Here is a 23,711-nt window from a genome sequence, read left to right on the forward strand (position 1 = left end):
CCCCTCATGCCCAAGGCACCCCCCTCATGAACGCACTGCTCTCCATCTGGACCTGGGTCGAGGTGAGCCTCGTCGCCCTGGTGGGCTTCTTCGTCCAGCTCACCCTGCTCATCCTCACGTTCCTGTTCGACAAGCGCCGCTACGTGGTGGGCCGCTGCTTCCGCCTGGTGGGCGTCACCGCCGCGAAGCTCACGCCCTTCTGGCGCTTCGGCGTCCATGGCCCGGTGCCGGACCGCGTGGCGCCCAACACGGTGGTGGTGAGCAACCACGAGTCCAACGCGGACTGCTTCCTCATCTCCTTCCTGCCGTGGGAGATGAAGTGGCTGGGCAAGAGGAGCCTCTTCAAGGTGCCCGTGGTGGGCTGGATGATGGGCATCGCCGGGGACGTCCCGGTGGAGCGCGGCGACCGCGACTCGGCCACCGGCGCCATGGCGCGCTGCAAGGAGTGGATGCAGAAGGGGATGCCGGTGATGATCTTCCCCGAGGGCACGCGCTCCAAGACGGATGAACTGCTGCCGTTCAAGGACGGCGCCTTCCGGCTCGCCATTGAAATGCAGGCGGACGTGCTCCCGCTGGCGGTGAGCGGCACGCGGCTCGCGCTGCCCAAGCACTCGTGGCGCTTCGCCACGTCGCGCGGGCTGGTGACGGTGGGCACGCCCATCTCCACGAAGGGGATGACGTTGGATGACGTGGAGTCGCTCAAGAATCAGGCGCGCGCCCAGATTGAAGCCCTGCGCGCGACGCTCAAGCCGCTGACGGGGAGCGCTGCCCCCGTGCCGGCGACGGACGCCCGCGCCGCCCCCTGAGCAACCGGCGGACCGGCGCGTGTTGTCCAGGAATGCACGCGCCCCAGATTGTTGATCCTTCCAGGACGGCATGGACTAAGCAGTCTTTCCAGGTCCGTCCCCCACGGCCCGGCTCGGCGCGCGGCGCCCAGGAAGGTAGCGGCGGATGACCCCAGGCGGTCCACGTGAAGAGCAGCGGGTCTCCACGGGCATTCCCGGCCTGGACACCGTGCTGTGCGGCGGCCTGCGCAAGGGCCGCATGTACATGGTCCTGGGCCTGCCGGGGGCGGGCAAGACCATCCTCGCCAACCAGATCTGCTTCCATCAGGCGGCCCAGGGCCACCAGGTCCTCTACCTCACGCTCCTGGCCGAGTCGCACACGGAGCTGGTGAGCAACCTGCAGACGCTGTCGTTCTTCGACCCGGCCTGCGTGCCGGGGAAGATCAGTTACCTGAGCGCCTTCACCATCCTGGAGCAGGGCGGGCTGGACGCGCTCGCGGACCTGGTGCGCAAGGAGATCAAGTCGCACAAGGCCTCGCTGCTCGTGCTGGACGGGCTGCTGGCGGCGGAGGAGCTGGCCCCGTCGCGCCAGGCGCTCAAGAAGTTCATCCACGGCCTCCAGGTCGTGACGTCCCTCATCGGCTGCACCACGGTCGTGCTCACCACCGGCGGCACCAAGGGCCTGCGCGCGGAGCACACCATGGTGGACGGCCTGCTGGTGCTCCAGCAGCGCACCTTCGGCGTGCGGACGCTGCGCGAGCTGAGCGTGCGCAAGTTCCGGGGCAGCGCGTACAAGCTGGGGCAGCACGGCTTTGAAATCACCAGTGACGGGCTCACCGTCTACCCCCGCCTGGAGTCGATGGTGGACGGCAACCTGGTGCCAGGGGCGGGCAGGCGCGAGCGCGACGGCTTCGGTGTGCCGGGCCTGGACCAGATGCTCAAGGGGGGCGTGCCCGCGGGCTCCACCACCATCCTCCTGGGGCCTCCCGGCAGCGGCAAGACGCTGCTGGGCCTGAGCTTCCTGGCGGAGGGCGCCCGCCGGGGAGAGCGCTCCCACTACTTCGCCTTCTACGACGCGCCGGAGCGGATGCTCGCCCAGGCGGCGGGGGTGGGGCTTCACCTGCAGCCCCTGATGGAGCGCGGGGACCTGGAGGTGAGCTTCCGGCCTCCCACGGAGAACATCCTCGACAAGCTGGGCACGGAACTCTTGACCATCGTGCGCAGCGGCCGGGTGCGGCGCATCTTCCTGGACGGCTACGAAGCGCTCCGCCGGGCCTCCACACGCCATACGCGCGTGGCCCGCTTCCTGGCGGCGCTCGTCAACGAGTGCCGGGTGCGGGAGGTGACGCTCATCTACACCGCGGAGGCCACCGCCGCCTTCGGGCCGGAGGTGCGGTTCCCGCTCAAGGGCATCTCCATGGTGGCGGAGAACATCCTGTTCCTGCGCCTGGTGGAGCTGCACTCCGGGCTGCGCCGCTTCATCGCGGCGCTCAAGGTCCGCAACAGCGCCTATGACCCGGCCCTGCGCGAGCTGGAGATCACCGGCGAAGGGCTCCAGGTCGGCGACCCCTTCGCGGAGGGGCAGATGTTGATGACGGGGCTCGCGCGCACGCGGACCCCGGAGCCGACCCCGCTGCCAAAGCCGCGCGCGGGTAACACGTCCACCGCCAAGGCCACCCCGAAGAAGCCGCGCCGCAACGTGCGCAATCGCCGAGGCACGTGACCATGGGGCCCGTCCTCATCGTCGACGACGAATTCGGCATCGTGGAGGCGGTCCGCGACCTCTTGTCCGACGAAGGCTACCGCACCGTCACCGCGCTCAACGGCCGGGACGCCCTGGAGCGGATGGCGCAGGAGCGCCCGGCGATGGTGCTGCTCGACTACATGATGCCGGTGCTCAACGGGCCCGGCGTGCTGGAGTCCATGCAGAAGGACCCGGTCCTGCGTGACGTCCCGGTGGTGATGATGAGCGCCAGTCCACCGGAGTTCTGGCAGCACCTGCCGTGCGCGGCCTTCCTGCCCAAGCCCTTCGACATCGATCAACTCCTCGCCACGGTCCAGCGCATCATCGGCGCACCGCCGCTGCCGCACTGAGGCTGGGTAGGAATTGAGTGCAGGGGCCCACCTTGACATGGCAGGCATGAGCAATCTATGTCGCCGTGTTCACTGGGCAACAGTCTAACTATTGACGCCCTGGCATCCGTCATCGACTGGAAGGCGTCTTGAAATCTCTTGGATGTGTGTGGCCTCTGTCCCCATGGCTCCTGTGCGGGCTCATGGCAGGCGTACTGGCGTGTTCCGCGGAGCAGCCGGCCTCCACCCCTGAGCCATCGCCTGTCCTGGCCGAGCACCGCACGGCGCTGGCTGGGTCCGCATCGACTGACGTCGGAGAGGACTGCACGAAGCACGGTGCCTCCGGATGCAAGTCCGGCCTCTGCCTGCACACGGGGGCCTTGCCTGACGAGGGCTACTTCTGCAGCCAGACGTGCGCCGGTGAAGCGGAGTGCCCGGCACAGTGGAAGTGCTCGCGGCCGCATCCCGGGGCCCGGACCCGCATCTGCGTCCCCCCCGCGGAGTGGAAGGGCGCCGTGGCGCCCCCCCGCGGCTGATCCTCTCTCTTCATTTCCTTCAAGCATTCTTCTCCGTCGGAGACGGTGATGTCTTTGTCTGTCCGGATGTTGTTGTGCGTCCTTTGTCTGATTTCCTGGAGGGTGGCGGAGGCAGGTCCCACCTGCTCCTCCGGTGACACCACTTCATGCACCACCAGTGGAGGCTGCAAGGGCACCATGCAGTGCTCGGCGCCTCCAGGGGACGTGGGGGAGTGGGGCGAATGCATGGCCGGCACCCAGCCCCAGGCCTGCGGCGCGTGTGGCGCGGGTGGCACCGCGATGTGCCTGGACGGTGAGAACCTGGGGCCCTGCCAGCCTCCCACGGCCCGGTCGACGGACATCTGCGGCAACGCCTGCGACGACAACCGGGACGGCGAACTGAACGAAGGCTGCGCGGAAGGCACGTTCGACTACTGCGAGTACCGCTTGGGGACCGGCTATGTCCGCTGGACCTGCGGTTGTGAGGATGGACTGAACGTCGGCTACTGCCTGGGCTCGGGAGATTCCCAGAGTTCATGCAGCGGCCCGAATGGGTGTCTCAAGGCCCCGCTCGTTGGCCTCGGGGGAAGCCAGGCCGGAGGCAACTTCCAGTGCTGCGTGTCCAGCAAGTCCTGCAGCGAGCCGGGCTACATCGCGGGCGAGATGCACTGTGCCACGGGCGCCGCGGAAAAATTCCAATGCGCGCCCGGAGGGACCTCGTGTGAGGACAGCAACGCATGTGGCAACACCTGCGCGGGAATCTCGCCACAGATTGATCTCCTCACGGGAGCGAGGACCCTCAGTGGTACCTATTGCGCGGCAGGCCCCGTGTGCGCCTACGCCCAGGGAGGCTTTGGCAACCCCGGTGGAGGACCCAGCGCCAGCGAGGCGTCGGAGTGTTGGGCTGACGAGACCGGTAAGCCAAGTGGGTGCAGTGGTAGCACCACGGTGACCGCGCCCAGTAGCGGCGTCAGCGCTCCTCTGCCCGGGAGTACCCTGACGACCCCGCCCCCGGAGCATCTGCCAGGCCGGGATGGCCCTCCTCGTGGTGGCGGAGGTGGCGTTGGGGCCGGTGGTAGGGGAGAAGGCGCGGGGGAAGGGGAGGAGAGCAGCCCGGACCCCAAGCCGGACGTCTGTGAAAGCAGTGGCGCCACGGTCGCCACCGCGGGTGTCTCCTCCATGTCCGCCCCTCGCGTGAACCTGAAGGACTTCACCACGCGCTTTACCGCGACGGATGTGGGCATTCATGGGGAGCTGGGCGGCTTTAACTTCGTCCGCAAGTACGTCTCCACCGACAACTTCTGGTCCTACCAGTCGATGTTGGGCAACAGCACGGAGCCGTTCATCGCCAAGCCCTTTGGCTCCAGCCCGACCCGCCAGACCTCCATGCGCTGGTGGCACACCCTCTACAGCTTCGTTGATGTGCAGGGGAACGTTCCAGGGGTCAGCACCTGGGCCGTGCGCGATACGGAGGGCGAGGTCATCGAGTTCGCCGCCTGCCGGCACATCACCTCCGGTTGTTACGCCACGCTGCGAACCAACAGCCGCTGGTCCAATGCAAGCCTCTTCTGGTCCGGCGGTTACTTCATCCTAACCAAGCCAGGGGTAGGCCGTTTCATCTATGGCGCCAGGTGGACGGCGACGCCCGGCGGGCTGGTGCGGCGCTTCTTCCTGAACACCATCGAGGAGGATCGCCTGACGGGAACTCCGCGCGTCCGTCTCTCGTTGACGTACGCGAAGCCCCCTTCGTTCAATCAGAACGGCCAGCTGGTCGCCTGCCCGGGTGAAAGCCGTCTGGGCAACGGGGTCCCGTTCCTCTCCACGGTCACGACAGAGGAGAACAGCCAGCTGCGCCTGTCCTACCGGGCCGTCAGCACCGCCCCGGGAGTCACTCCGGCAATGGAGTGCGTCCTAGACACGGTGTACCTGCGCAATAGCCCCACCCCCCCCAATCCCAGCGAAACCACGGTCGCGGTCTATCACTATCCCCTGGCGTCGGGCTCCAGCGTCGAAAGGGCGGGGCTCCTGTCCCGGATTGACTATCCGGAAACCGGGGACAGCGTCTCCTACGAGGACACCACGGCGACCACCTCCACCGCCACGACGTGGAAGATCTCGGTCAACCAGTCGGCCCTGACAGGACACCAGTATCAGTCCGGCAAGGTGGCGTCGGTCAGCTCGGGCACGACCACCAGCATGGCCATGAGCGCGGGCTCCGGCAGCTGTGACGGTCCGGCCGCCATGGGGGGCGGACCCAACTGCGTCCCTCCCGCCGCGGAACCCACGTCCGCGACTTCAGGCGACTCCGCCGGCACGTCGGTCCAGTTCCGCCGCAGGTTCTTCTCCCGCAGCACCACCTTCGCGCCCTACGCCATCCTGGACGGAATCCAGGACACGTGCGTGTCGGGCAACTGCGCGAGCTTCGCGGCCGGAGACATCTCCTTCGAATACGCGACGCCGGCGGATGGCACGCTCTACAGGAGCTCCGTCCAGAACAAGCGCGGGCGTTACGACGTCATCCAGAAGACGTTCGCTCCTGCAGGGACGGGCTCTGTTCCCGGGACGGTCAACCCGGTGGAGCAGGTGTCCCGGGGGTACGGTCAGGACTTCTACGGCAATGGAGGCGTCACGGATGGAACGACGACCCAGGTGTTCGCCAGCTTCCCTGCCGGCTCAATCCCCAACCCCTGGAAGCCGGTGGAGTTCTCCACCAGCACCATGCCCTCCGTCTTGGAGCCGAATGGCCAGGTCGTCACGCGGACCACCTACGACACGTCGACACGGTTCGCGAAGTCCGTGATCCGCTCCGGTTTCACCCAGACGTTCAACGAATCCACGGGCACGTGGTCAGGCCCCGTGGCCCGCCATGTCGGCATCTTCTATTACAACCATCTCAAGTGCTCGGGAGAAGGCGACACGGGCGGCACCGTGCTGAAGGAGGTGCGGGGGCCTTGTCTCGTGAGCGGTCCAGCGGCAACGGGCTGCACGGGCTCTGACTACCCCATCACCCAGTATCGCTACTACGGGTCGCCCTCTGTGGAACGCACCAACAACGGGGGGCGCCTCTGGAAGGTGTCGCGCTACACCTCTCATCAGGGTGAGTCGAACAGCTGTACCTCGTCACCGCTCACGACCGAATACCGGGATTACGACGCACGCGGCGTCGCGACCAAGGTCATCACCCCGCAGGGCGGCACGACGACGATGACGTACCAGGGCGGACGCCTCGTGAGCGCCATCAACGAGGCTTATTTGTCAACGAACCTGCGCTACGACGGAGCACAGGTTCGCGCGGTGCAGAAGCCAGACAAGGTCTGGACGGTCTACTGCTACCGGACTGGAACCACCGGAGCGGGATGCCAGGGCGGGCAGAAGACGGACCTGCTCCAGTGGATGGCCGTGGCGAATGATGAGTTTGGAGCCGATTGGAGCGAAAAATCGGTCAGGACCTACTGGCCCAATGGCGAGTTGAAGACCGAGGAGCGGCGCTCCCGCCGCAATGGCGTCGAGGACCTCCGGACCCAGTCGACGCATCATCCGGATCCCCAATCGCGCCCCACCTACGCCCGGCAGGGCATGGGAACGGGGAGCTTCGCCGCGGTCAGCGGCTTCGACCTCAACAGCAACCTGATCGCGACCGGCCGGCCCTTCAATGCCGCCCCCGACTTCTGCCGCAATCCGGATGCGACCCTCTCCACGCTCTGCACCCAGATGGGGTACGACCCGGCGGACCGCCTCAACCGCGTCTCCGAGTATCCGTCCGCAGGTGTCGAACAGCACACGACGCTCACCTACGATGCCCAGGGCCACGTGAACGCCATTCGTGCGGGGTGCACCAGCGCGGTCGCGGGTTGCGGACTGCTGGCCTCGTACCAGTACGACGACTTCGGAAACCTCGTTCAGGCCCAGCTTCCGCACGCCACCGGACCGGTTCGCCAGGCCTTCAATGCGCGCGGCAACCTGCTTGTGAAGCAGACGGAGGCCATGCGCTTGGCGAACGAGTGGCTGGAGTACAGCTACGACATCTTGAGTCGGCCCCTGAACTCGAAGCGCAGGAGCGGCGGCACCACGCCCGGCAGCGAGACACTCTACCAGTTCGGCTATGACACGGACGGGACGGTGCCGATGAACTGTGGCAGCAACGTGATGCACTCCGAGGGCAGGTTGCGCTACCGCGACGACTCGCTGGGCCGCACCTGGTACCGCTACGACGTGATGGGACGGGTGGAGTCGGAGCCGAGGCAGCGGCAGGGCGAGGCGGATTGCACGCCGGAACTGGAGACGCAGTATCGGTATGACGGCATTGGCAGGTTGGCGGGCATCCAGTACCCGTACGGGCGCACGGTCACCTATGTCTATGGCACGCAGGCGAATGCGCATCGGGTCTCCGCCGTCGACGTCACCCTGTTCACGAGCTCCGGTCCGGAAACCCGACGGCTGGTGAGCAAGGTGGCCTGGGAGCCGTTTGGCGGGCTGCGGGGCTACCAGATCAACCCGTTGCCCGCTCAATCCACCCCGGCGGCCGTGGAGTACGCGCTGGGGGATGATGGCACACAGGCCCCCAGCGATTGCTCGGTGGCCTTCCCGTCCTTCGCGAGTTCAGATCTGACGGGACGGCTGCGCTCGTTGCGCGTGTACCGGGGTGACTTCATTCTGGGCAGCACCTTCAACGACGGCGGCATCTACAAGCGCACCTACACGTGGAACGCGGACCAGGTGGCTCGGACGGACACGTGTCTTCTGGGTGCGACGACGCCCAGGACGGAACTGTATGCCTATGACCGGACCCTGCGGCTGACGTCCGCGTCCCGGCCCACGGGCAACTGGGAGGCGACAGGAGGCGCCTTCTTGCAGCAGACGTTTGGCTACGATCGCCGGGGCAACCAGTCCCAGTTCAGCCAGTTCTACAACACGTACGCATACTCGCTCGCCTATGACACCGGGGCTCGCCCGGACCTGCTGATGTCCGTGACGCCACCCGGCGGCCAGTACAAGGAGACGAATTTCACCTACGACGCGGATGGACGCGCAGTGACCAAGGAGCAGGGCCACTACGTCTCGGGACAGCCCGCGAACCTGATGGAGTTCCGCTACGCGCCCTTCAGCGCGTCGGAAGGACAGGGGTCGGCGCGGGAGTCTGTCTTCCGCGCGGTGCGGGTCAACGGAATGACCTACAACTATTTCTACGACGCCCTGGGACGCAGGCGCGCCAAGGTCAATCCGTTCAATCAGCGGGATGAGTTCTTCCATGGGACCGGCAACGAGCTCTTGGTCGACCAGGGATGGAATGAGGTCTATCAACTGTCCCAGGGAAACTTCCGCGTGGTGGATGACTACATCTGGCTGGGAGGGCGCCCGGTGATGATCTTCCGGGGCCGGTTGGACGCGACGCAGAACGTCCGGGAGCCTGACTCGACCGTGGATTGCCGCCGTGACGGCGAAGCCGCGGCGTGTGGTGTCTACTTCCCCGTGACGGACATCCTGGGCAAGCCGGTCCTGATGTTGAACGGCGATGGACTGGTGGCGGGCGCGGCGGACTACCAGCCGTTCGGCCATGTCAACCGCCTGTCCACTCCGGACAGCTCCGCGCTCCCCTTCTCGGATGAGGATGGAGAGTCCTTCTCTGGCTTCCAGCAGGCCGCGGAGAACAGCAACGTCCAGGTACGGGCGCGGGCCCGGTTCCTGTTCATCGACCTCTATGATGACGAGGTGTCGGTCGTCCGCAATGACGACTCGACGCTTCTGACGACCTACTCGGACTGGGAAATGGACAGGGTGGTGACCCCTTGGTTCTCAATGCCCGCCGAAGGGATTAACGTAAACATCTCTGCGGGCCCGCTCAACAGCTCCGGACCCAATACGCACACAGGCGCCGCGATGGAAGGCTACGAGTACCAGCGCTATCAGACGGGCGCGCAGCCCTTCTGGACGCCCCTGCGCTTCGCGGGCCACTACTACGACGCGGAGACGGACCTCTTCGAGAACTGGAACCGGTACTACGACCCGAGCGTCGGCAGGTATCTCCAGCCGGAGCCAATGCTGGGGTGGGGGCCGTCAGCGCTTCCTGCGTATGCCTACGCCTTGAACAATCCGATGGCTTATGCGGACCCGAACGGAAACGATCCCATTGGTCTGAGCCCGGTTCCCTACCTGGCCGGATTGCTGAGCAAGCACTACGGGCGCAATGCAAGAAACCAGACCGTTCCCTATGCGGATCTCGCCGCCAACAACTGGCACAAGATGTCAGCCGCCGAGTCCGTCTTTCATCGCATGAGGGCTGGGAATGAAAACAACGAGAAATACATCTCAAGCGATGGAAAGTGCGAGGCGGTCTACAAGGATGGAAAACTCGTCACGGATCCGCTGAACGTGGGAACCTATAACTACATTGCGCCAGTTGATGACTTGGGGAGGGCTGGACACGGCCTGGTGGATGTGTTGCCGTATTTCATCTATGGCAATACCCCCTACGACATGTTCACCCTGGATCGGTTCTGGGCTCCGATAGGTGGCCTGTTCTGAGGATACAATGGACGCTTTGTCCGTGCACCGGGACGTCCGGCGACGACGAATCCTTGCGCTCCTGGTAATCACCCTCGGCGGGTTTGCCGGAGGAGTTTTCACAGACTACGTTACGGGTGGAGTTGAACTTTCGTTTGGGAACGTTCTGCTCTCGCTTGTTTTCTCACCTGTGTTCGTCCCGCTCGCGGGGAGGGGACTGGACGTCGGGGTCACCCGCCCGCTTTTCGCGGTGGGCGGACTGCTGTTCTGGCCCGGATACATCCTGCTGGTCCGGCGCTGGTTGCGGAGCGGGAAGCAAGGGGTGCTCTGGGCGCTCCTGGCATGGTGCGTGTTCGGCTTCTTCCAGGTGGTTCACAAGTTCGTAGCCGCGATGTCCGTCTGAGTCGCGGTGGTTTCAAGCGATGACGCCTCCCACCGTTCGGGTCCAAGCCTCGAAACGGTGGGAATGGCTCATGGCGTGTGTCCTGCTGGGCGCGGTCCAGGGCGTCGCGGGTGACTTCCTGCAATCCCCCGTGAGCTCGTCCATCGCCGTGGGCTGAGCCCGTCCGCGGAGCCCCTCCCAAACCACCACATCCCCATGCGCCACGGCGCACTGCATCAACCGCTTGACAGCGCGGAGCGCCCTGTCACGCGCTTGCAAATGGGTAAAGGGGGCTGGTATTTCTTCGTCAATCGAACGAACTCGCATGTTCGCGGTGGGCGGGGACGCGGGACGGCTCCAGGTGGCAGGGGCTCCGGCGGCAGGAGACGGCGGATTCTCCTCTGGCGTATGGCGGCGTGGGTGACGCGACGCGGCATGCGGGCGACGACTTCCAGCAGCTTCGAATTTCTTCGCCGTAAGAACGAAGTCATCCCAGCAAGACAACCTGGAGGGGATTCATGCTTCGCAACAAGCGTTTCGCGTGGACGTTGGCGGCCGTGGGCGTTTTCGCGGTCACGGGGCTCCTTGGCGCCTGTGACCCCGAGGATGATCCCACCCCCGACGCCGGCACCAACAAGCCGGACTCGGGCACGGTGATCACCGACGCCGGCACCAACACCGACGCCGGGACGACCACGGACGCGGGCACCACCACCGACGCGGGCACCACCACGGATGCGGGCACGGAGACGGACGCCGGCGTGGACGCAGGCGTGACGCTGCCCCTGGCGGTGGACGGCACCTGGGCGGCCAGCGGCCACATGGGTTCGGGCGGAGGCATGCAGGGCGGTCTTGTGGACGAACCCATCTGCCATACGCCGCGTCCGGGCGCGGGACTGGGCAACTGCCACAAGTTCACCGCCACCCAGAAGAAAGACGCCTGGGCCGGGGTCTACTGGCAGTTCCCGGAAGGCGCCTGGGCGGATGACCCCCGCCCGGGCTTCCAGGTGCCCGACGGCGCGAATGCCGTGACCTTCTATGCCTGGAGCGAGTCGGGTGGCGAGGTCGTCAAATTCTTCGTCGGCTATCCGGACAAGGATGGCTTCACGAAGGACCTCGAGGTCACGATGACCACCGAGCCCAAGCAGTACACGCTGGACATCAGCAAGGTCCGCTACGGCACGGTCGGTGGAGGCTTCGGCTGGTCGGCGGGCGGGCTGGACGTCAAGCCGCTCGTGCTCTTCATTGACGACATCCAGTGGCGCTGATCTCCACCCTGAGCGCCTGGCGCGCCAACAACGGAACGTGAGCGGACGATGAGAGCGGGTACGGCGGTGTTGACGGTCGATGCGGCGGGCATGCGCGCGCAGAACAGCGGCCTGTTGCTGAACATGATCTGGCGCGAGCGTCAGATCTCCCGGGCGGAGATCGCCCGGCGCACGGAGCTCAGCCCGTCGACCGTCTCCGCCATCGTCGCGGACCTGGAGCAGGCGGGCCTGGTGCGCAGCATCGGCGCCGGGGTCTCCCGCGGGGGCCGCCGTCCCACCCTCATCGGCTTTTGTGACGAGGCCTTCAGCCTGGTGGGCGTCGAGTTGGGCGCCTCCCATGTCACCGTCGTCCTCACGGACCTCCGCGGCCGCGTGCGCACGCAGAGCAAGGCGAGCCACGCGGTGCGCGGCGATCCGGAAGGGTCGCTGCAGAAGGCGAAGGAGCTCATCCACGAGTGCCTGGACGCCGAGCGTGTTCCTCGCCGCTCCGTGGTCGGCATGGGGGTGGCCGTGCCCAGCCCCGTGCACCCGGCAGCTCCCGGCAAGATGTCCCCGCTCATCCTGCCCGCCTGGAAGAACGTGGACGTGAAGGAGTGGTTCGAGACCACCTTCGACATGCCGGTGTTCGTGGACAACGACGCGAACCTCGGCGCGCTGTCGGAGTGCTTCTGGGGCGCGGGCTCCGGAGGCGAGGACCTCACGTACATCAAGCTGGCCACCGGTATCGGCGCCGGTCACATCATCCACGGCGACGTGTACCGGGGCGCCGGCGGAACGGCCGGTGAAATCGGCCACATCCCGGTGGACTCCAACGGGCCGCTCTGCGTCTGCGGCCTGAGGGGCTGCCTCGTCACCCTCATCGGCTCCACGGCGCTCACGGAGCGCGCGCGCGAGCTGATGGGCACCCGTGGCCGCAAAGGCCCCACGGTGCGCGACCTGGTGGAGGGCGCCCGCACGGGCGACGCCGCCGCGAAGCAGATCATCGACGGCATGGGTGCCTACCTGGGCATCGCCGTGGGCGGCCTGCTCAACCTGCTCAACCCCGCCATCGTCGTGCTGGGCGGGGAGATCTCCTCCGTGGGCGAGATGCTGCTCGACCCCTTGCGCGCGTCCGTGCGGCAGCGCGCCCTGTCCGTCTCCATGGCGGAGACGCGCATCGTCACGTCGGTGCTGGGGGAGCGGGCCATCGCCGTGGGCGCGGCCACCCTGGTGCTCCAGGCGGCGCTGCGCGACCGCTCCCTCTTTCCCACGCAGAACGTCGTGAGGACCGCATGACATCCCGCCGTCTTGTCTTCGCCCTGGCCCTTTCGGGCCTGGGGATGGCGTCGTGTGACCCGGCAGCAGGTCTGGATAATAAGCAAAACGAGCAACCCAAGCCCGTCACGGAGCAGCCGGGGACAGGCTGGGAAGTGGTCTGGCAGGACGAGTTCGACGGGCCGGCGGGCGCGCTGCCCTCGAAGGAGAACTGGGTCCCGGACGTGGGCGGGGACGGGTGGGGCAACGGCCAGTACGAACACAACACCGCGCGGGCGGAGAACGCGTCGCTGGACGGCGAGGGCCACCTGGCCATCACCGCGCGCAAGGAGCGCTACGGCGGCAATGACTACACGTCCGCGCGCCTGACGACGAAGAACCGCTACAGCAAGGCCTACGGCCGCATCGAGGCGCGCATCAAGCTGCCCACGGGCCGGGGCATCTGGCCTGCGTTCTGGCTGCTGGGCGCGGACGTGGACTCCGTCGGCTGGCCGGCGTGCGGCGAGATCGACATCATGGAGCACAAGGGGCAGATCCCCTCCGTCGTCAGCAGCGCGGTGCACGGGCCGGGCTACTCCGGTGGCGGGAACATCGGCCGGCAGCACGCTGTCTCCGGGCCGCCGCTCGCCGAGGACTTCCACCTCTACGCGGTGGAGTGGGAGCCGGAGCTCCTGCGCTTCATCGTGGACGACACCGTCTTCTTCGAGGTCACCCCGAAGAACCTGCCCGCCGGCCGGAAGTGGGTCTACGACCATCCGCACTTCATCATCCTCAACATCGCGGTGGGCGGCTCGTTCGTGGGGCCTCCGGACGCCAAGACGGTGTTCCCGCAGACGATGAAGGTGGACTACGTGCGCGTCTACGAAAGGGTCGCGCAGTGAGGTTCGCCCGCGCGCTCCTGCCGCTGGCGCTGCTGGTGGCGTGCTCGTCCGAGCCGCGCCCCCGGCCGCCGGGCGTGCTCTTCGTTTCCGTGGAGCAGCAGAGCGCGTGGGTGCGCAACTTCAACCCGCTGTTCGCGGGCGCCGGTGCGCGCTGGCCCACCCGGGCGGGCGTGTACGAGTGCATGGAGATCTTCAGCTCCGCGCAGGGCAAATGGGTGCCGTGGCTCGCCGCCGGCCACGCGTGGTCGGAGGACCAGCTCACGCTGCGCTTCACGCTGCGCGATGGCGTCCTCTGGTCCGACGGCAAGCCCTTCAGCGCGGACGACGTCGTCTTCACCTTCGGCCTGCTCAAGCAGCACCCGGCGCTGGACGCGGGCGGCGTGTGGCGCTTCCTCACGGACGTGAAGGCGGAAGGGAAGGGGACGGTCGCCTTCACCTTCTCACGCGTGTACCTGCCGGGCTTCAGCGACCTGGCGCATCAGATCATCGTGCCCCGGCACGTCTGGAAGGACGTCCCGGACCCGGTGACGTTCACCAACCCGGAGCCGGTGGCCACCGGGCCCTTCACCCAGGTGACGCTGTTCCGCAACCAGGTCTACGAGCTGGGCCGGAACCCGCACTACTGGCAGCCCGGCAAGCCCAAGGTGTCCGCGCTGCGCTTCCTGGCGTTCCCCACCAACGACCAGGCCAACATGGCGCTGGTGGAGGGGGAGGTGGACTGGGCGGGCAACTTCGTGCCGGCCGTGGACCGCACCTTCGTGTCGCGCGACCCCGCGCACCACGCGCGCTGGTTCCCGCTCTACGGCAGCACCGTCTTCCTCTACCCCAACACCACGCGCCCGCCGCTGGATGACGTCCGCGTGCGCAAGGCGCTGAGCATGGCGCTGGACCGCGACCGCCTGGTGGAGGTGGCCATGTATGGCTACACCCGCCCCGCGGACGCCACCGCCCTCAACGACGCGTACACGGGTTGGAAGGATCCGCGGGTCGCGAAGGACGCGTGGACGCACCACGACCTGGACGCGGCGAACCGGCTCCTGGACGAGGTGGGCCTCACGCGCGGCGCGGACGGGATGCGGCGCCTGAAGGACGGGCAGCCCTTCGCGCTGGACCTGGAGGTCGTGAGCGGGTGGTCGGACTGGGTGCGGGCGGGGCAGGTGGTGAGCCGCGACCTGCGCAAGCTGGGCATCGGCGTGACGCTCAAGACGTACGAGTTCGGCACCTGGTTCACGCGCTTGCAGAAGGGCGAGTTCCAGCTGGCCATCTCCTGGTCGCTGGACGGGCCCACGCCCTACAACTTCTACAAGTGGCTGCTGTCGCCGCGCACGGTGCGGCCGGTGGGCGAGGTGGCCGCGGCCAACTGGCACCGCATGGGCGATGCGCAGGCGGATGAGCTCCTGGTGCGCTTCGAGCGCGCCGGCACGCCGGAAGAGCAGCACGCGCTGATGTCCCAGGTGCAGCAGCGCTTCTCCGCCACCGCGCCCGCGATTCCCCTGTTCCCCAACCCGTCCTGGGGCGAGTCCAACTCCTCGCGCTTCACGGGCTTCCCCACCGAGCAGAACCCCTACGCGCGGCTCGCGCCGCACGCGGAGCCCGACAGCCTGCTGGTGCTGACGGAGCTGTCCCCGAGGGAGCGCTGACACCATGGGCCGCTACATCCTCCGGCGACTGGGCTTCTACCTCATCGCCGCGTGGGCCTCGCTCACGCTCAACTTCATCATCCCGCGCCTGGTGCCCGGCGACCCGGCGGCGTCCATGTTCGCGCGCTTCGAGGGCAAGGTCGCGCCGGAGGCCATGGGCGCGCTGAAGGCCGCCTTCGGCTTCACGGACGCGCCGCTCTACGCCCAGTACTTCACCTACCTGAAGCACCTGGTGCAGGGCGACCTGGGCATGTCCTACGCGTACTTCCCCTCGCAGGTGACGGAGGTCATTGGCACCGGCCTGATGTGGACGGTGGCGCTGGCCGGCGTGGCGGTCATCATCAGCTTCGTGGTGGGGTCGTTCCTGGGAGTGCTCGCCGCGTGGAACCGGGGCGGGTGGCTGGACTCGGGGCTGGCGCCCGCGCTCGCGTTCCTGGGGGCCTTCCCGTACTTCTGGCTGGCCATGCTGGCGCTGTACCTCTTCGGCTTCGTGCTGGGGTGGTTCCCGCTGCGCCACGCGTACGGGCACGACGTGGAGCCGGGGCTGTCGTTCGCGTTCGCCGCGGACGTGGTCCGCCACGCGGTGCTGCCCGCGTCCTCCATCGTGGTGGCCACGCTGGGCGGGTGGATGCTGGGCATGCGCAACACCATGGTGGCCACGCTGGGCACGGACTCCATCCGGCTGGCGCACGCGCGGGGCCTTCCGCCCCGGCAGGTGATGCTGCGCTACGCCGCGCGCAACGCGCTGTTGCCCAACGTCACCAGCTTCGGCATGGCGGTGGGCTTCGTGCTGTCCGGGTCGTTGCTCACGGAGATCGTCTTCTCCTATCCGGGCACGGGCTACCTGCTCATCCTCGCCGTGCGCAACCAGGACTACCCGCTGATGCAGGGGCTGTTCCTGGTCATCACCCTGGCGGTGCTCGCGGCGAACTTCGCCGTGGACCTCCTCTGCCTCTGGCTGGATCCGAGGACCCGCGCCCATGCGTGACTTCCTGCGAAGGCTCTCCCGCCACCGGAAGGCGGCGGTGGGCGGCAGCCTGCTCGTGTTCTTCCTCCTGATGGCGGTGGTGGGTCCCTTCTTCGTGATGGACCCCACGGACCTCGTGGGCCGGCCGCACCAGCCGCCCAACGCGGCGCACTGGTTCGGCACCACGGGCCAGGGGCAGGACGTGCTCGCGCAGACGGTGGTGGGCGCGCGCGAGACGCTGGCGATTGGCTTCGCGGTGGGCGCGCTCGTCACGCTGGTGGGCGCGCTGGTGGGCGTCACCGCGGGCTACCTGGGCCGCCGCGTGGACGACGTGCTGTCGCTCACCACCAACGTGTTCCTGGTGATTCCCGGCATGCCGCTGGCCATCGTGCTGGGCGCGTACCTGCCGTCCGGCCCGCTGCGCATGGTGGCCGTGCTGACGGTGGCTGGCTGGGCCTGGAACGCGCGCGTGTTCCGCGCGGAGTCGCTGGCCCTGCGCGGGCGCGACTTCGTGTCCGCGGCGGTGGTGACGGGGGAGAGCCACTCGCGCATCGTGTCGCGGGAGCTCTTGCCCAACATGGCGTCGCTGCTGGGCTCGTCGTTCATCGGGAACACGCTCTATGCCGTGGGCGCGCAGGTGGGCCTGGAGTTCCTGGGCCTGGGCGATGTCAGCGTGGTGACGTGGGGCACCAACCTGTACTGGGCCGGCAACGACGCGGCGCTCCTCACGCGCTCCTGGTGGATCTTCGTCCCCACGGGCATGTGCATCGCGCTCGTCGGCTTCGCGCTCACGCTGCTGAGCTCCGCCATCGACGAACTGACCAACCCCGCGCTGCGCGTGCACAAGCCCGCGGCGCTGCCCGTCGCCACCGTCCCGCGCGCGCACCTGGAGCGGCCGGTGCCCGGCGTGCTCCTGCGCGTGCAGGACCTGTGCATCGACTACGCGACGGAGAAGGGCGCTTCCCGCGTGGTGGACTCGGTGTCGTTCGACGTGGCGCCCGGCGAGGTCTTCGGCCTGGCGGGTGAGTCCGGCAGCGGCAAGTCCACCATCGGCTCAGCGCTCCTGGGCCTGCTGCCTGCTTCCGCGCGCGTCACGCAGGGGCGCATCCTCTTCAACGGCATGGACGTCACCGCGCTGGAGGGCCCGGCCCTGCGCGCGTTCCGCTGGCGCCAGGTGTCCATGGTGTTCCAGAGCGCCATGAGCGCGCTCAACCCGGTGCTCACGCTGGGCGAGCAGTTCCACGACACGCTCGCCGCGCACGGCCGCGTTTCGCGCGGCACGTCCTACGCCCGCGCGCGGGAGCTGCTGGGCATGGTGGGCCTGTCACCGGACCTGGTGACGGCGTGGCCGCACCAGCTCTCCGGCGGCATGCGGCAGCGCGTGGGAATCGCGCTGGCGCTGGCCCTGGAGCCCCGGCTGGTCATCATGGACGAGCCCACCACGGCGCTGGACGTCGTGGTGCAGAAGGAATTGCTCCAGCGCATGGTGGAGCTCAAGCAGCGGCTGGGCTTCGCCATGCTCTTCATCACGCACGACCTGCCGCTCTTGCTGGCGCTGTCGGACCGCGTGGGCGTGCTCCAGGGCGGCAAGCTGGTGGAGGTGGACACGTCCGCCAACCTGCGCGCCGGGGCCCGACACCCGTACACGCAGCTGCTCCTGTCCTCGTTCCCGCACCTGTCCGCGAAGGACGCCGCGCCCCAGGCGGTGCAGACGCCGGAGCTGTCCGTGTCCCGGCCGTCCACGCGCATCGCCGCCATCCCCGGAGGTCACCGATGAGCGCCCCCCTCCTGGAGGCGGAAGGGCTCACCCGCAGCTACCTGGCGGGCGGCTTCTTCTCCCGCGAGCGCAAGCCCATCCTCAAGGGCGTGTCCTTCTCCCTCCAGCCCGGGGAGATCGTCGCGCTGGTGGGCGAGTCCGGCAGCGGCAAGTCCACGCTGGCGCGGCTGCTGGCCCGGCTGGACATGCCGGACGCGGGGCAGCTGCGCCTGGCCGGACGCGACGTGCTCGCGGATGGCAGCGCGCAGGCGTCGCTCGACTACCGGGGCCGCGTGCAGATGGTGTTCCAGGATCCGTTCGCGTCGCTCAACCCCGTGCACACGGTGGCGTATCACCTGGAGCGGCCGCTCGTGCGCCACGGCCGGGTGCCGAAGTCCGGCCTGCGCTCGAAGGTGCTGTCGCTCTTGGAGTCCGTGGGCCTGACGCCCGCGGAGGCCTTCGCGAAGCGCTACCCGCATGAGCTGTCCGGCGGTCAGCGCCAGCGCGTGGCGGTGGCGCGCGCGCTGGCGGTGGAGCCGCAGGTCATCATCGCGGACGAGCCCACCTCCATGCTGGACGTGTCCACGCGCAAGGGCGTGCTGCAACTGCTTCGCGGCCTCACGCAGGAGCGCGGCATCGGCATCCTGTTCATCACCCACGACCTGGCGAGCGCGCGCCACCTGGCCGACCGCATCCTCGTGCTCTACGCGGGCACGGTGGTGGAGGCGGGCAGGGCGGACGAGGTGCTGCGCCAGCCGCGCCACCCGTACACGAAGCTGCTGCTGTCCGCGGTGCCGGACGGGGACGACTTCCTCCAGGCCGCGCTGCCGGTGCGCCCCGCCACGGGAGCGCCGCCGCTCGTGGGCTGCCCCTTTTCTCCGCGCTGCCCGGTGTCCGAGCCGCGCTGCTCCACCCTGACCCCTCCCGACATCCTCCCGGCCGCGAATCACCTCGTCCGCTGCCACCTTGAAGTTCCGAAAGGAGTTACCGCCGATGCGTCAGTTTCCTCCTGACTTCCTCTGGGGCGTGGCCACCTCCGCGTATCAGATTGAAGGTGCCACCCGCGTGGACGGCCGTGGCGAGTCCATCTGGGACCGCTTCGCCGCCACCCCGGGGAAGATCCAAGACAAGTCCGACGGCTCGGTGGCCTGTGAGCACTACCGCCGCTGGCCGGAGGACATCGAACTGATGCGCTGGATGGGGCTGAAGTCCTACCGCTTCTCCATCGCGTGGCCGCGCATCCTCCCGGATGGCCGCGGCCGGGTGAACGCCGCGGGCGTGGACTTCTACTCGCGCCTGGTGGACTCGCTCCTGGGCGCGGGCATCGAGCCCTTCGTCACGCTCTACCACTGGGACCTGCCGCAGGTGCTGGAGGACCAGGGCGGCTGGCCGGCACGCGCCACTGGCGACGCCTTCGTGGAGTACGCGGACGTCATCAGCCGCGCGCTGGGTGACCGCGTGAAGCGGTGGATCACCCACAACGAGCCCTGGTGCATCAGCTACCTGGGCTACGGCAACGGCGAGCACGCCCCGGGCCACAAGGACTGGTCCAAGATGCTGGCCGCGGCGCACACGCTGATGGTGTCGCACGGCAACGCGGTGAAGGTGCTGCGTGCCAACGTGCGGAACGCGGAGGTGGGCATCACCCTCAACCTCACGCCGGGCGAGCCCGCGTCGCCCAGCCCCGAGGACGCGGACGCGACGCGCGACTTCGATGGCGGCTTCAACCGCTGGTTCCTCGAACCGCTCTACGGCCGGGGCTACCCGCAGGACACGATTGAGGACCACGTGAAGGCGGGCCGCATCCCGTCCTCGCACCTGGACTTCATCCAGCCCGGCGACCTGGAGACCATCGCCACGCCCACCGACTTCCTGGGCGTGAACTTCTATTCGCGCGCCGTCCTGCGCAGCAACCGCATCCCGGAGGAGCAGAACGCGCCGCGCACGGTGTTCGTGCGCCCGGACAAGACGGACATGGACTGGGAGGTGTGCCCGGCCTCCCTCACGCGGCTGCTGGTACACCTGGAAAAGGAATACAAGCCCGGCCCCCTCTACATCACGGAGAACGGCTGCGCGTACTCCACCGCTCCCAGCGCGGATGGCCGCGTGCACGACGTGCAGCGCGTGGAGTACCTGCGCGGTCACCTGCAGGCGTGCAGTGACGCCATCGCCCAGGGTGTGAACCTGGCGGGCTACTTCGCGTGGTCGCTGCTGGACAACTTCGAGTGGGCCTACGGGTACACCAAGCGCTTCGGCCTGGTGTGGGTGGACTACGCCACCCAGCAGCGCATCCCGAAGGACAGCGCCCATCTCTATCGCGACGTCGTGGCCCAGAACGGCCTGGACGTGGAGCAGGCCGCTTGAAAAGGCTCTTCCTGACGACGTGTCTGGCGCTCTGCGGCACCCAGGCTTTCGCCCAGGTGTCCGGTGCGGGCGCTCCGCTCCAGTCGCCCCCTTCGGCGCAGCCGCCTTCCGCGGGCCCCGTGGATGCCGCCGCGCCCGTGCCAGGGCAGGCGACGCCCGAGCCGCAGGCCCAGCCGGCTCCGGCCGCGCCCGCGGACGCCCCCATCGCTGCTCCGGCGCCGCCGGCCTCCGCGCCTTCGGACGCGAAGCGCACGACGGTGACGCGGGTCATCCACGATGAGCGCGGCTTCAAGCTCCAGGTGGACGGGAAGGACTTCCCCATCCACGGCGTGAACTGGGGCTACACGCCCATTGGTGAGAACTACCGGTACTCGCTCTGGACGCAGCCGGAGGACTTCATCAAGCAGGTGCTGGCGAAGGAGATGGGGATGCTCCGCGACGCGGGGTTCAACGCCATCCGCCAGTTCGACGACATCCCGCCTGTCTGGGTCGAGTACATCTACCGGAACTACGGCATCTACACGCTGCTCAATCCGCTGATGGGACGCTATGGCCACCCGGTGAACGGGGTCATGGTCGTCAACATCGACTACTCGAACCCGGCGCACCGCAAGGCCATCCTCGGCGCGCTCGCGGAGAAGGTGGAGATCTACCGGGACGTGCCCGGCGTGCTCATGTGGCTCTTGGGCAACGAGAACAACTACGGCCTGCACTGGACGTCGTTCGAGATTGAAGCCCTGCCGGGCCACGAGGACGCCGCGCGCGCGGAGTCGCTCTATTCGCTGTATGGCGAAGCGGCCCGCACGGTGAAGAAGCGCGACACGAGCCACCCCGTTTCCATCGCCAACGGCGACCTCCAGTACATCGACCTCATCGCCAAGCACTGCCAGGACCTGGACGTGCTGGGCACGAACGTCTACCGCGGCCCCACCGCGCGCGACCTGTTCGCGGAGGTGAAGGCCAAGCTCAACAAGCCGGTGTTCTTCTCCGAGTTCGGCGCGGACGCCTATGACGCCCGCGCGGGCCGTGAGGACCACGTGGCGCAGGCGGAGTACCTGCGCACGCAGTGGGAGCAGATCTACCTGGAGGGCTACGGCCAGGGGCTGTCCGGCACCGCGCTGGGCGGCTTCGTGTTCCAGTGGGTGGACGGCTGGTGGAAGCATGGCCAGGAAGCGAACCTGTCCATCCACGACACCACCGCGACGTGGCCCAACGGGGGCTACGCGGCCGACTTCGTTCCCGGTCAGAACAACATGAACGAGGAGTGGTTCGGCATCGCGGCCCTGGGCCCGCCGGACTCCAACGGCATCAGCGGCATCCAGCCGCGCACGGCCTACTACGTGCTCCAGGCCGCGTTCCGCCTGGACCCGTACGCGCCCACCACCAACCCGGACGTCATCCGCGACTACTTCGCGGGCATCCGTCCCTCCGCGTACACCAGCGGCTACACGTCGTCGGTGGCCCTGGCGCGCACGGAGGAGCTCAGCGCGGTGCGCGTGTCCAACCTGCGGCTCTTGCTGGACAGCTCGCTGTCGCGCGGCAGCATCGCGACGGTGCGGCCCAACCAGAGCGCCGCGGACCACACCGAGTCCATCTTCTTCGACCTGGCGTTGCAGCCGGCCAGCGGCGTCTACGGCCGCGCGTCGTTCAACGTCGTGGGCAACGTGGCGCAGAACCGGCTCAACAACCTGTTCTACGAAAACCGCGGCACGCCCGCCACGCCCACCGTGGACGGAGTCCCCGTGGGCCCCGGCGCTCCGGCGCGCGAGCAGTCCCCGTTGGACCGCTTCGCCCTGTACCAGGCGGAGTTCAAGGTGGACCGCTCGGACTTCGCGCTGGAAGGCTACTACCGCACCGGCCACTACCACTGGGGCGAGGAGGGTGACTTCTTCAACCTCTACCGCGAGGCGAACTACGGGCCGAACCTGGACATCTACCACGGCAACGCGCCCTTCGGCGTGGTGTTCAGCGGCAAGAAGGCCATCGACGGGCTGAAGCTCGCCATCGGGCCGGAGCTGTACTGGGGCGCCAACCCCTCCGTGGTGGCGAAGTACCGCAACAACGTGGGTCCGGTGAACGTGACGCTCGTGCACCAGGAGGACCTGGCGCAGGGCTCGTCGTCCTCCACGGCCTCCGTGGTGCGCGAGCGCATCGCGCGCAGGACGGCGCTCAACTTCCAGTACGCCACCGGCAAGCTGGTGCTGGACGTGGGCGGCCTGCTCTCCGCGCCCCAGCGCATCGGCGAGACGTTCACGTACACGCGCAGCGTCGATGCGGGGTCCGCCAGCTACCGCAACAGCGGCTACGACGTGCTCCAGGACAAGGTGCAGTTCCTGGACACGCTGGGCGCCAAGGCGCGGCTCACCTACGACATGGGAGCGGTGCGCTGGCTGGTGCAGTCCTCCATCCGCGGGCTCGTCGCGGACAGCGGACCGGAGCAGGGCAACATCATCACCGGCTGGAGCCTGCGCGAGAGTGGCCGCGGCAACCACTACGCGGGCCAGTTGGGCGCGGCGCTGCAAATGGGCGCCATCCAGGTGTCCCCCAACATCCTGTACCAGAAGCCCCTCGTCGGGCCGAACCCCACCATCCCGGACGCGTACGACCCGGACTCCGGCCAGTACTACGCGGGCGTGCGGCCGCGCAGCGTGCTGTCGGATGCGTTCAGCGTGTTGGACAACCGCGAGACGCTGGGCGGCGAGCTGCTCATCACCTTCGACCCGACGCCGGGCACCTGGTTCTGGTCGTGGGACCGCGACATGCGCGAGGACGCGCCGTTCGCCGCGGGCCTGGACATCGTCTACCGGCACCAGCCCACGTCACGCGACGCGGGCATCGCCATCCTCGCGGACGGCAGCACCATCGCCTTCGGCAGCGCGCCGGTGGCCCGCGATGAGTGGGAGACGTCCCTGCGTCTGGTGGGCAACCCCACCCAGCGCCTGCGCCTGTATGGCACCGCGTACGTGGGCAGCCAGCAGTCCTCCGGCGAGGACAACCGGCAGATCCACCGCTTCGGTCTGGACGGCTCCGCGCTCTACGACACGCTGCTGCTGGCGGCCCAGCTGCGCTTCAACGACTGGGGCCCGTACGACTACCACCGCGTCTTCAACCTCACCTACCCGGTGCAGCTGGGCGGGGACCTGTCCTACGGCCTGAAGAAGCCGGTGCTGGGCGCGGTGTCCACGCGCTTCGGCCTTCGCGGACTGGTGCGCATGCTGAACGAGTACTCGGAAGGCCTCAACGACCGGGGCATCACCGAGGGCCTGAAGGGTCGCGAGTACGAGGTGGGCGCGTATGCCATCCTTTCTCTCTGAGGGAACACGCA

At 68.1% G+C, this 23,711-nt stretch carries 14 protein-coding genes; all 14 read left to right on the forward strand.

Translation table 11 applies throughout. From position 1 onward, the window contains the following. Positions 1 to 26 precede the first annotated feature (26 nt). The 14 genes from D7W81_RS06045 (at position 27) to D7W81_RS06115 (ending at position 23,700) form a co-directional block, all read left to right on the forward strand. Positions 27 to 806, forward strand: a complete 780-nt coding sequence (locus tag D7W81_RS06045; protein ID WP_120554359.1) for a lysophospholipid acyltransferase family protein — start codon at positions 27 to 29, stop codon at positions 804 to 806. 145 nt (positions 807 to 951) lie between these two features. Then, on the forward strand, positions 952 to 2,508 hold the full coding sequence (locus D7W81_RS06050; RefSeq protein WP_120554360.1) for an ATPase domain-containing protein: 1,557 nt from the start codon (positions 952 to 954) through the stop codon (positions 2,506 to 2,508). A gap of 2 nt (positions 2,509 to 2,510) precedes the next feature. Then, complete coding sequence (locus tag D7W81_RS06055) at positions 2,511 to 2,879, forward strand: response regulator (protein WP_120554381.1); 369 nt, start codon at positions 2,511 to 2,513, stop codon at positions 2,877 to 2,879. A gap of 1,688 nt (positions 2,880 to 4,567) precedes the next feature. After that, complete coding sequence (locus tag D7W81_RS41840; protein WP_158621462.1) at positions 4,568 to 9,895, forward strand: RHS repeat-associated core domain-containing protein; 5,328 nt, start codon at positions 4,568 to 4,570, stop codon at positions 9,893 to 9,895. Between the two features lie 7 nt (positions 9,896 to 9,902). Then, positions 9,903 to 10,277 (forward strand): hypothetical protein, encoded by a 375-nt coding sequence (locus D7W81_RS41845; RefSeq protein WP_147445360.1) that lies wholly within the window; start codon positions 9,903 to 9,905, stop codon positions 10,275 to 10,277. Positions 10,278 to 10,774: 497 nt separating this feature from the next. Next, positions 10,775 to 11,524: a hypothetical protein gene (locus tag D7W81_RS06075; RefSeq protein WP_120554363.1), complete on the forward strand. Its 750-nt coding sequence runs from the start codon at positions 10,775 to 10,777 to the stop codon at positions 11,522 to 11,524. Positions 11,525 to 11,572: 48 nt separating this feature from the next. Further along, positions 11,573 to 12,799 carry an ROK family transcriptional regulator gene (locus D7W81_RS06080; protein WP_120554364.1) on the forward strand — a complete coding sequence of 409 codons (1,227 nt, stop codon included), beginning with the start codon at positions 11,573 to 11,575 and terminating at the stop codon, positions 12,797 to 12,799. Continuing rightward, entirely contained in the window at positions 12,796 to 13,659 is an 864-nt protein-coding gene (locus D7W81_RS06085) for a glycoside hydrolase family 16 protein (RefSeq protein ID WP_120554365.1), read from the forward strand. Before D7W81_RS06080 ends, D7W81_RS06085 begins: the two co-directional genes overlap by 4 nt. Further along, positions 13,656 to 15,299 carry an ABC transporter substrate-binding protein gene (locus tag D7W81_RS06090; protein ID WP_120554366.1) on the forward strand — a complete coding sequence of 548 codons (1,644 nt, stop codon included), beginning with the start codon at positions 13,656 to 13,658 and terminating at the stop codon, positions 15,297 to 15,299. Before D7W81_RS06085 ends, D7W81_RS06090 begins: the two co-directional genes overlap by 4 nt. Before the next feature lie 4 nt (positions 15,300 to 15,303). Next, a complete protein-coding gene (locus D7W81_RS06095; protein WP_120554367.1) occupies positions 15,304 to 16,287 on the forward strand; it encodes an ABC transporter permease in 984 nt (327 codons plus the stop codon). Continuing rightward, the gene (locus D7W81_RS06100; RefSeq protein ID WP_120554368.1) at positions 16,280 to 18,043 is read left to right on the forward strand and encodes a dipeptide/oligopeptide/nickel ABC transporter permease/ATP-binding protein; all 1,764 of its coding nucleotides are present in this window, start codon (positions 16,280 to 16,282) and stop codon (positions 18,041 to 18,043) included. The genes D7W81_RS06095 and D7W81_RS06100 overlap by 8 nt, the downstream gene beginning before the upstream one ends. Beyond that, positions 18,040 to 19,035 (forward strand): ABC transporter ATP-binding protein, encoded by a 996-nt coding sequence (locus D7W81_RS06105; RefSeq protein WP_120554369.1) that lies wholly within the window; start codon positions 18,040 to 18,042, stop codon positions 19,033 to 19,035. The genes D7W81_RS06100 and D7W81_RS06105 overlap by 4 nt, the downstream gene beginning before the upstream one ends. Continuing rightward, positions 19,016 to 20,386, forward strand: coding sequence for a GH1 family beta-glucosidase (locus tag D7W81_RS06110; RefSeq protein ID WP_120554370.1), 1,371 nt, complete (start codon positions 19,016 to 19,018; stop codon positions 20,384 to 20,386). Before D7W81_RS06105 ends, D7W81_RS06110 begins: the two co-directional genes overlap by 20 nt. Continuing rightward, entirely contained in the window at positions 20,383 to 23,700 is a 3,318-nt protein-coding gene (locus D7W81_RS06115; RefSeq protein ID WP_120554371.1) for a glycoside hydrolase family 2 TIM barrel-domain containing protein, read from the forward strand. The genes D7W81_RS06110 and D7W81_RS06115 overlap by 4 nt, the downstream gene beginning before the upstream one ends. Positions 23,701 to 23,711 lie beyond the last annotated feature (11 nt).

Source organism: Corallococcus aberystwythensis, from assembly GCF_003612165.1.
Classification (GTDB): domain Bacteria; phylum Myxococcota; class Myxococcia; order Myxococcales; family Myxococcaceae; genus Corallococcus; species Corallococcus aberystwythensis.

Bases quoted from the DNA above. Each gene is read 5' to 3' on its own strand.
- D7W81_RS06080 (WP_120554364.1), top strand. From the start codon at position 11,573: ATGAGAGCGGGTACGGCGGTGTTGACGGTCGATGCGGCGGGCATGCGC.
- D7W81_RS06055 (WP_120554381.1), top strand. From the start codon at position 2,511: ATGGGGCCCGTCCTCATCGTCGACGACGAATTCGGCATCGTGGAGGCG.
- D7W81_RS06085 (WP_120554365.1), top strand. From the start codon at position 12,796: ATGACATCCCGCCGTCTTGTCTTCGCCCTGGCCCTTTCGGGCCTGGGG.
- D7W81_RS06110 (WP_120554370.1), top strand. From the start codon at position 19,016: ATGCGTCAGTTTCCTCCTGACTTCCTCTGGGGCGTGGCCACCTCCGCG.
- D7W81_RS06045 (WP_120554359.1), top strand. From the start codon at position 27: ATGAACGCACTGCTCTCCATCTGGACCTGGGTCGAGGTGAGCCTCGTC.
- D7W81_RS06050 (WP_120554360.1), top strand. From the start codon at position 952: ATGACCCCAGGCGGTCCACGTGAAGAGCAGCGGGTCTCCACGGGCATT.
- D7W81_RS06105 (WP_120554369.1), top strand. From the start codon at position 18,040: ATGAGCGCCCCCCTCCTGGAGGCGGAAGGGCTCACCCGCAGCTACCTG.
- D7W81_RS06100 (WP_120554368.1), top strand. From the start codon at position 16,280: ATGCGTGACTTCCTGCGAAGGCTCTCCCGCCACCGGAAGGCGGCGGTG.
- D7W81_RS41845 (WP_147445360.1), top strand. From the start codon at position 9,903: ATGGACGCTTTGTCCGTGCACCGGGACGTCCGGCGACGACGAATCCTT.
- D7W81_RS06095 (WP_120554367.1), top strand. From the start codon at position 15,304: ATGGGCCGCTACATCCTCCGGCGACTGGGCTTCTACCTCATCGCCGCG.
- D7W81_RS06075 (WP_120554363.1), top strand. From the start codon at position 10,775: ATGCTTCGCAACAAGCGTTTCGCGTGGACGTTGGCGGCCGTGGGCGTT.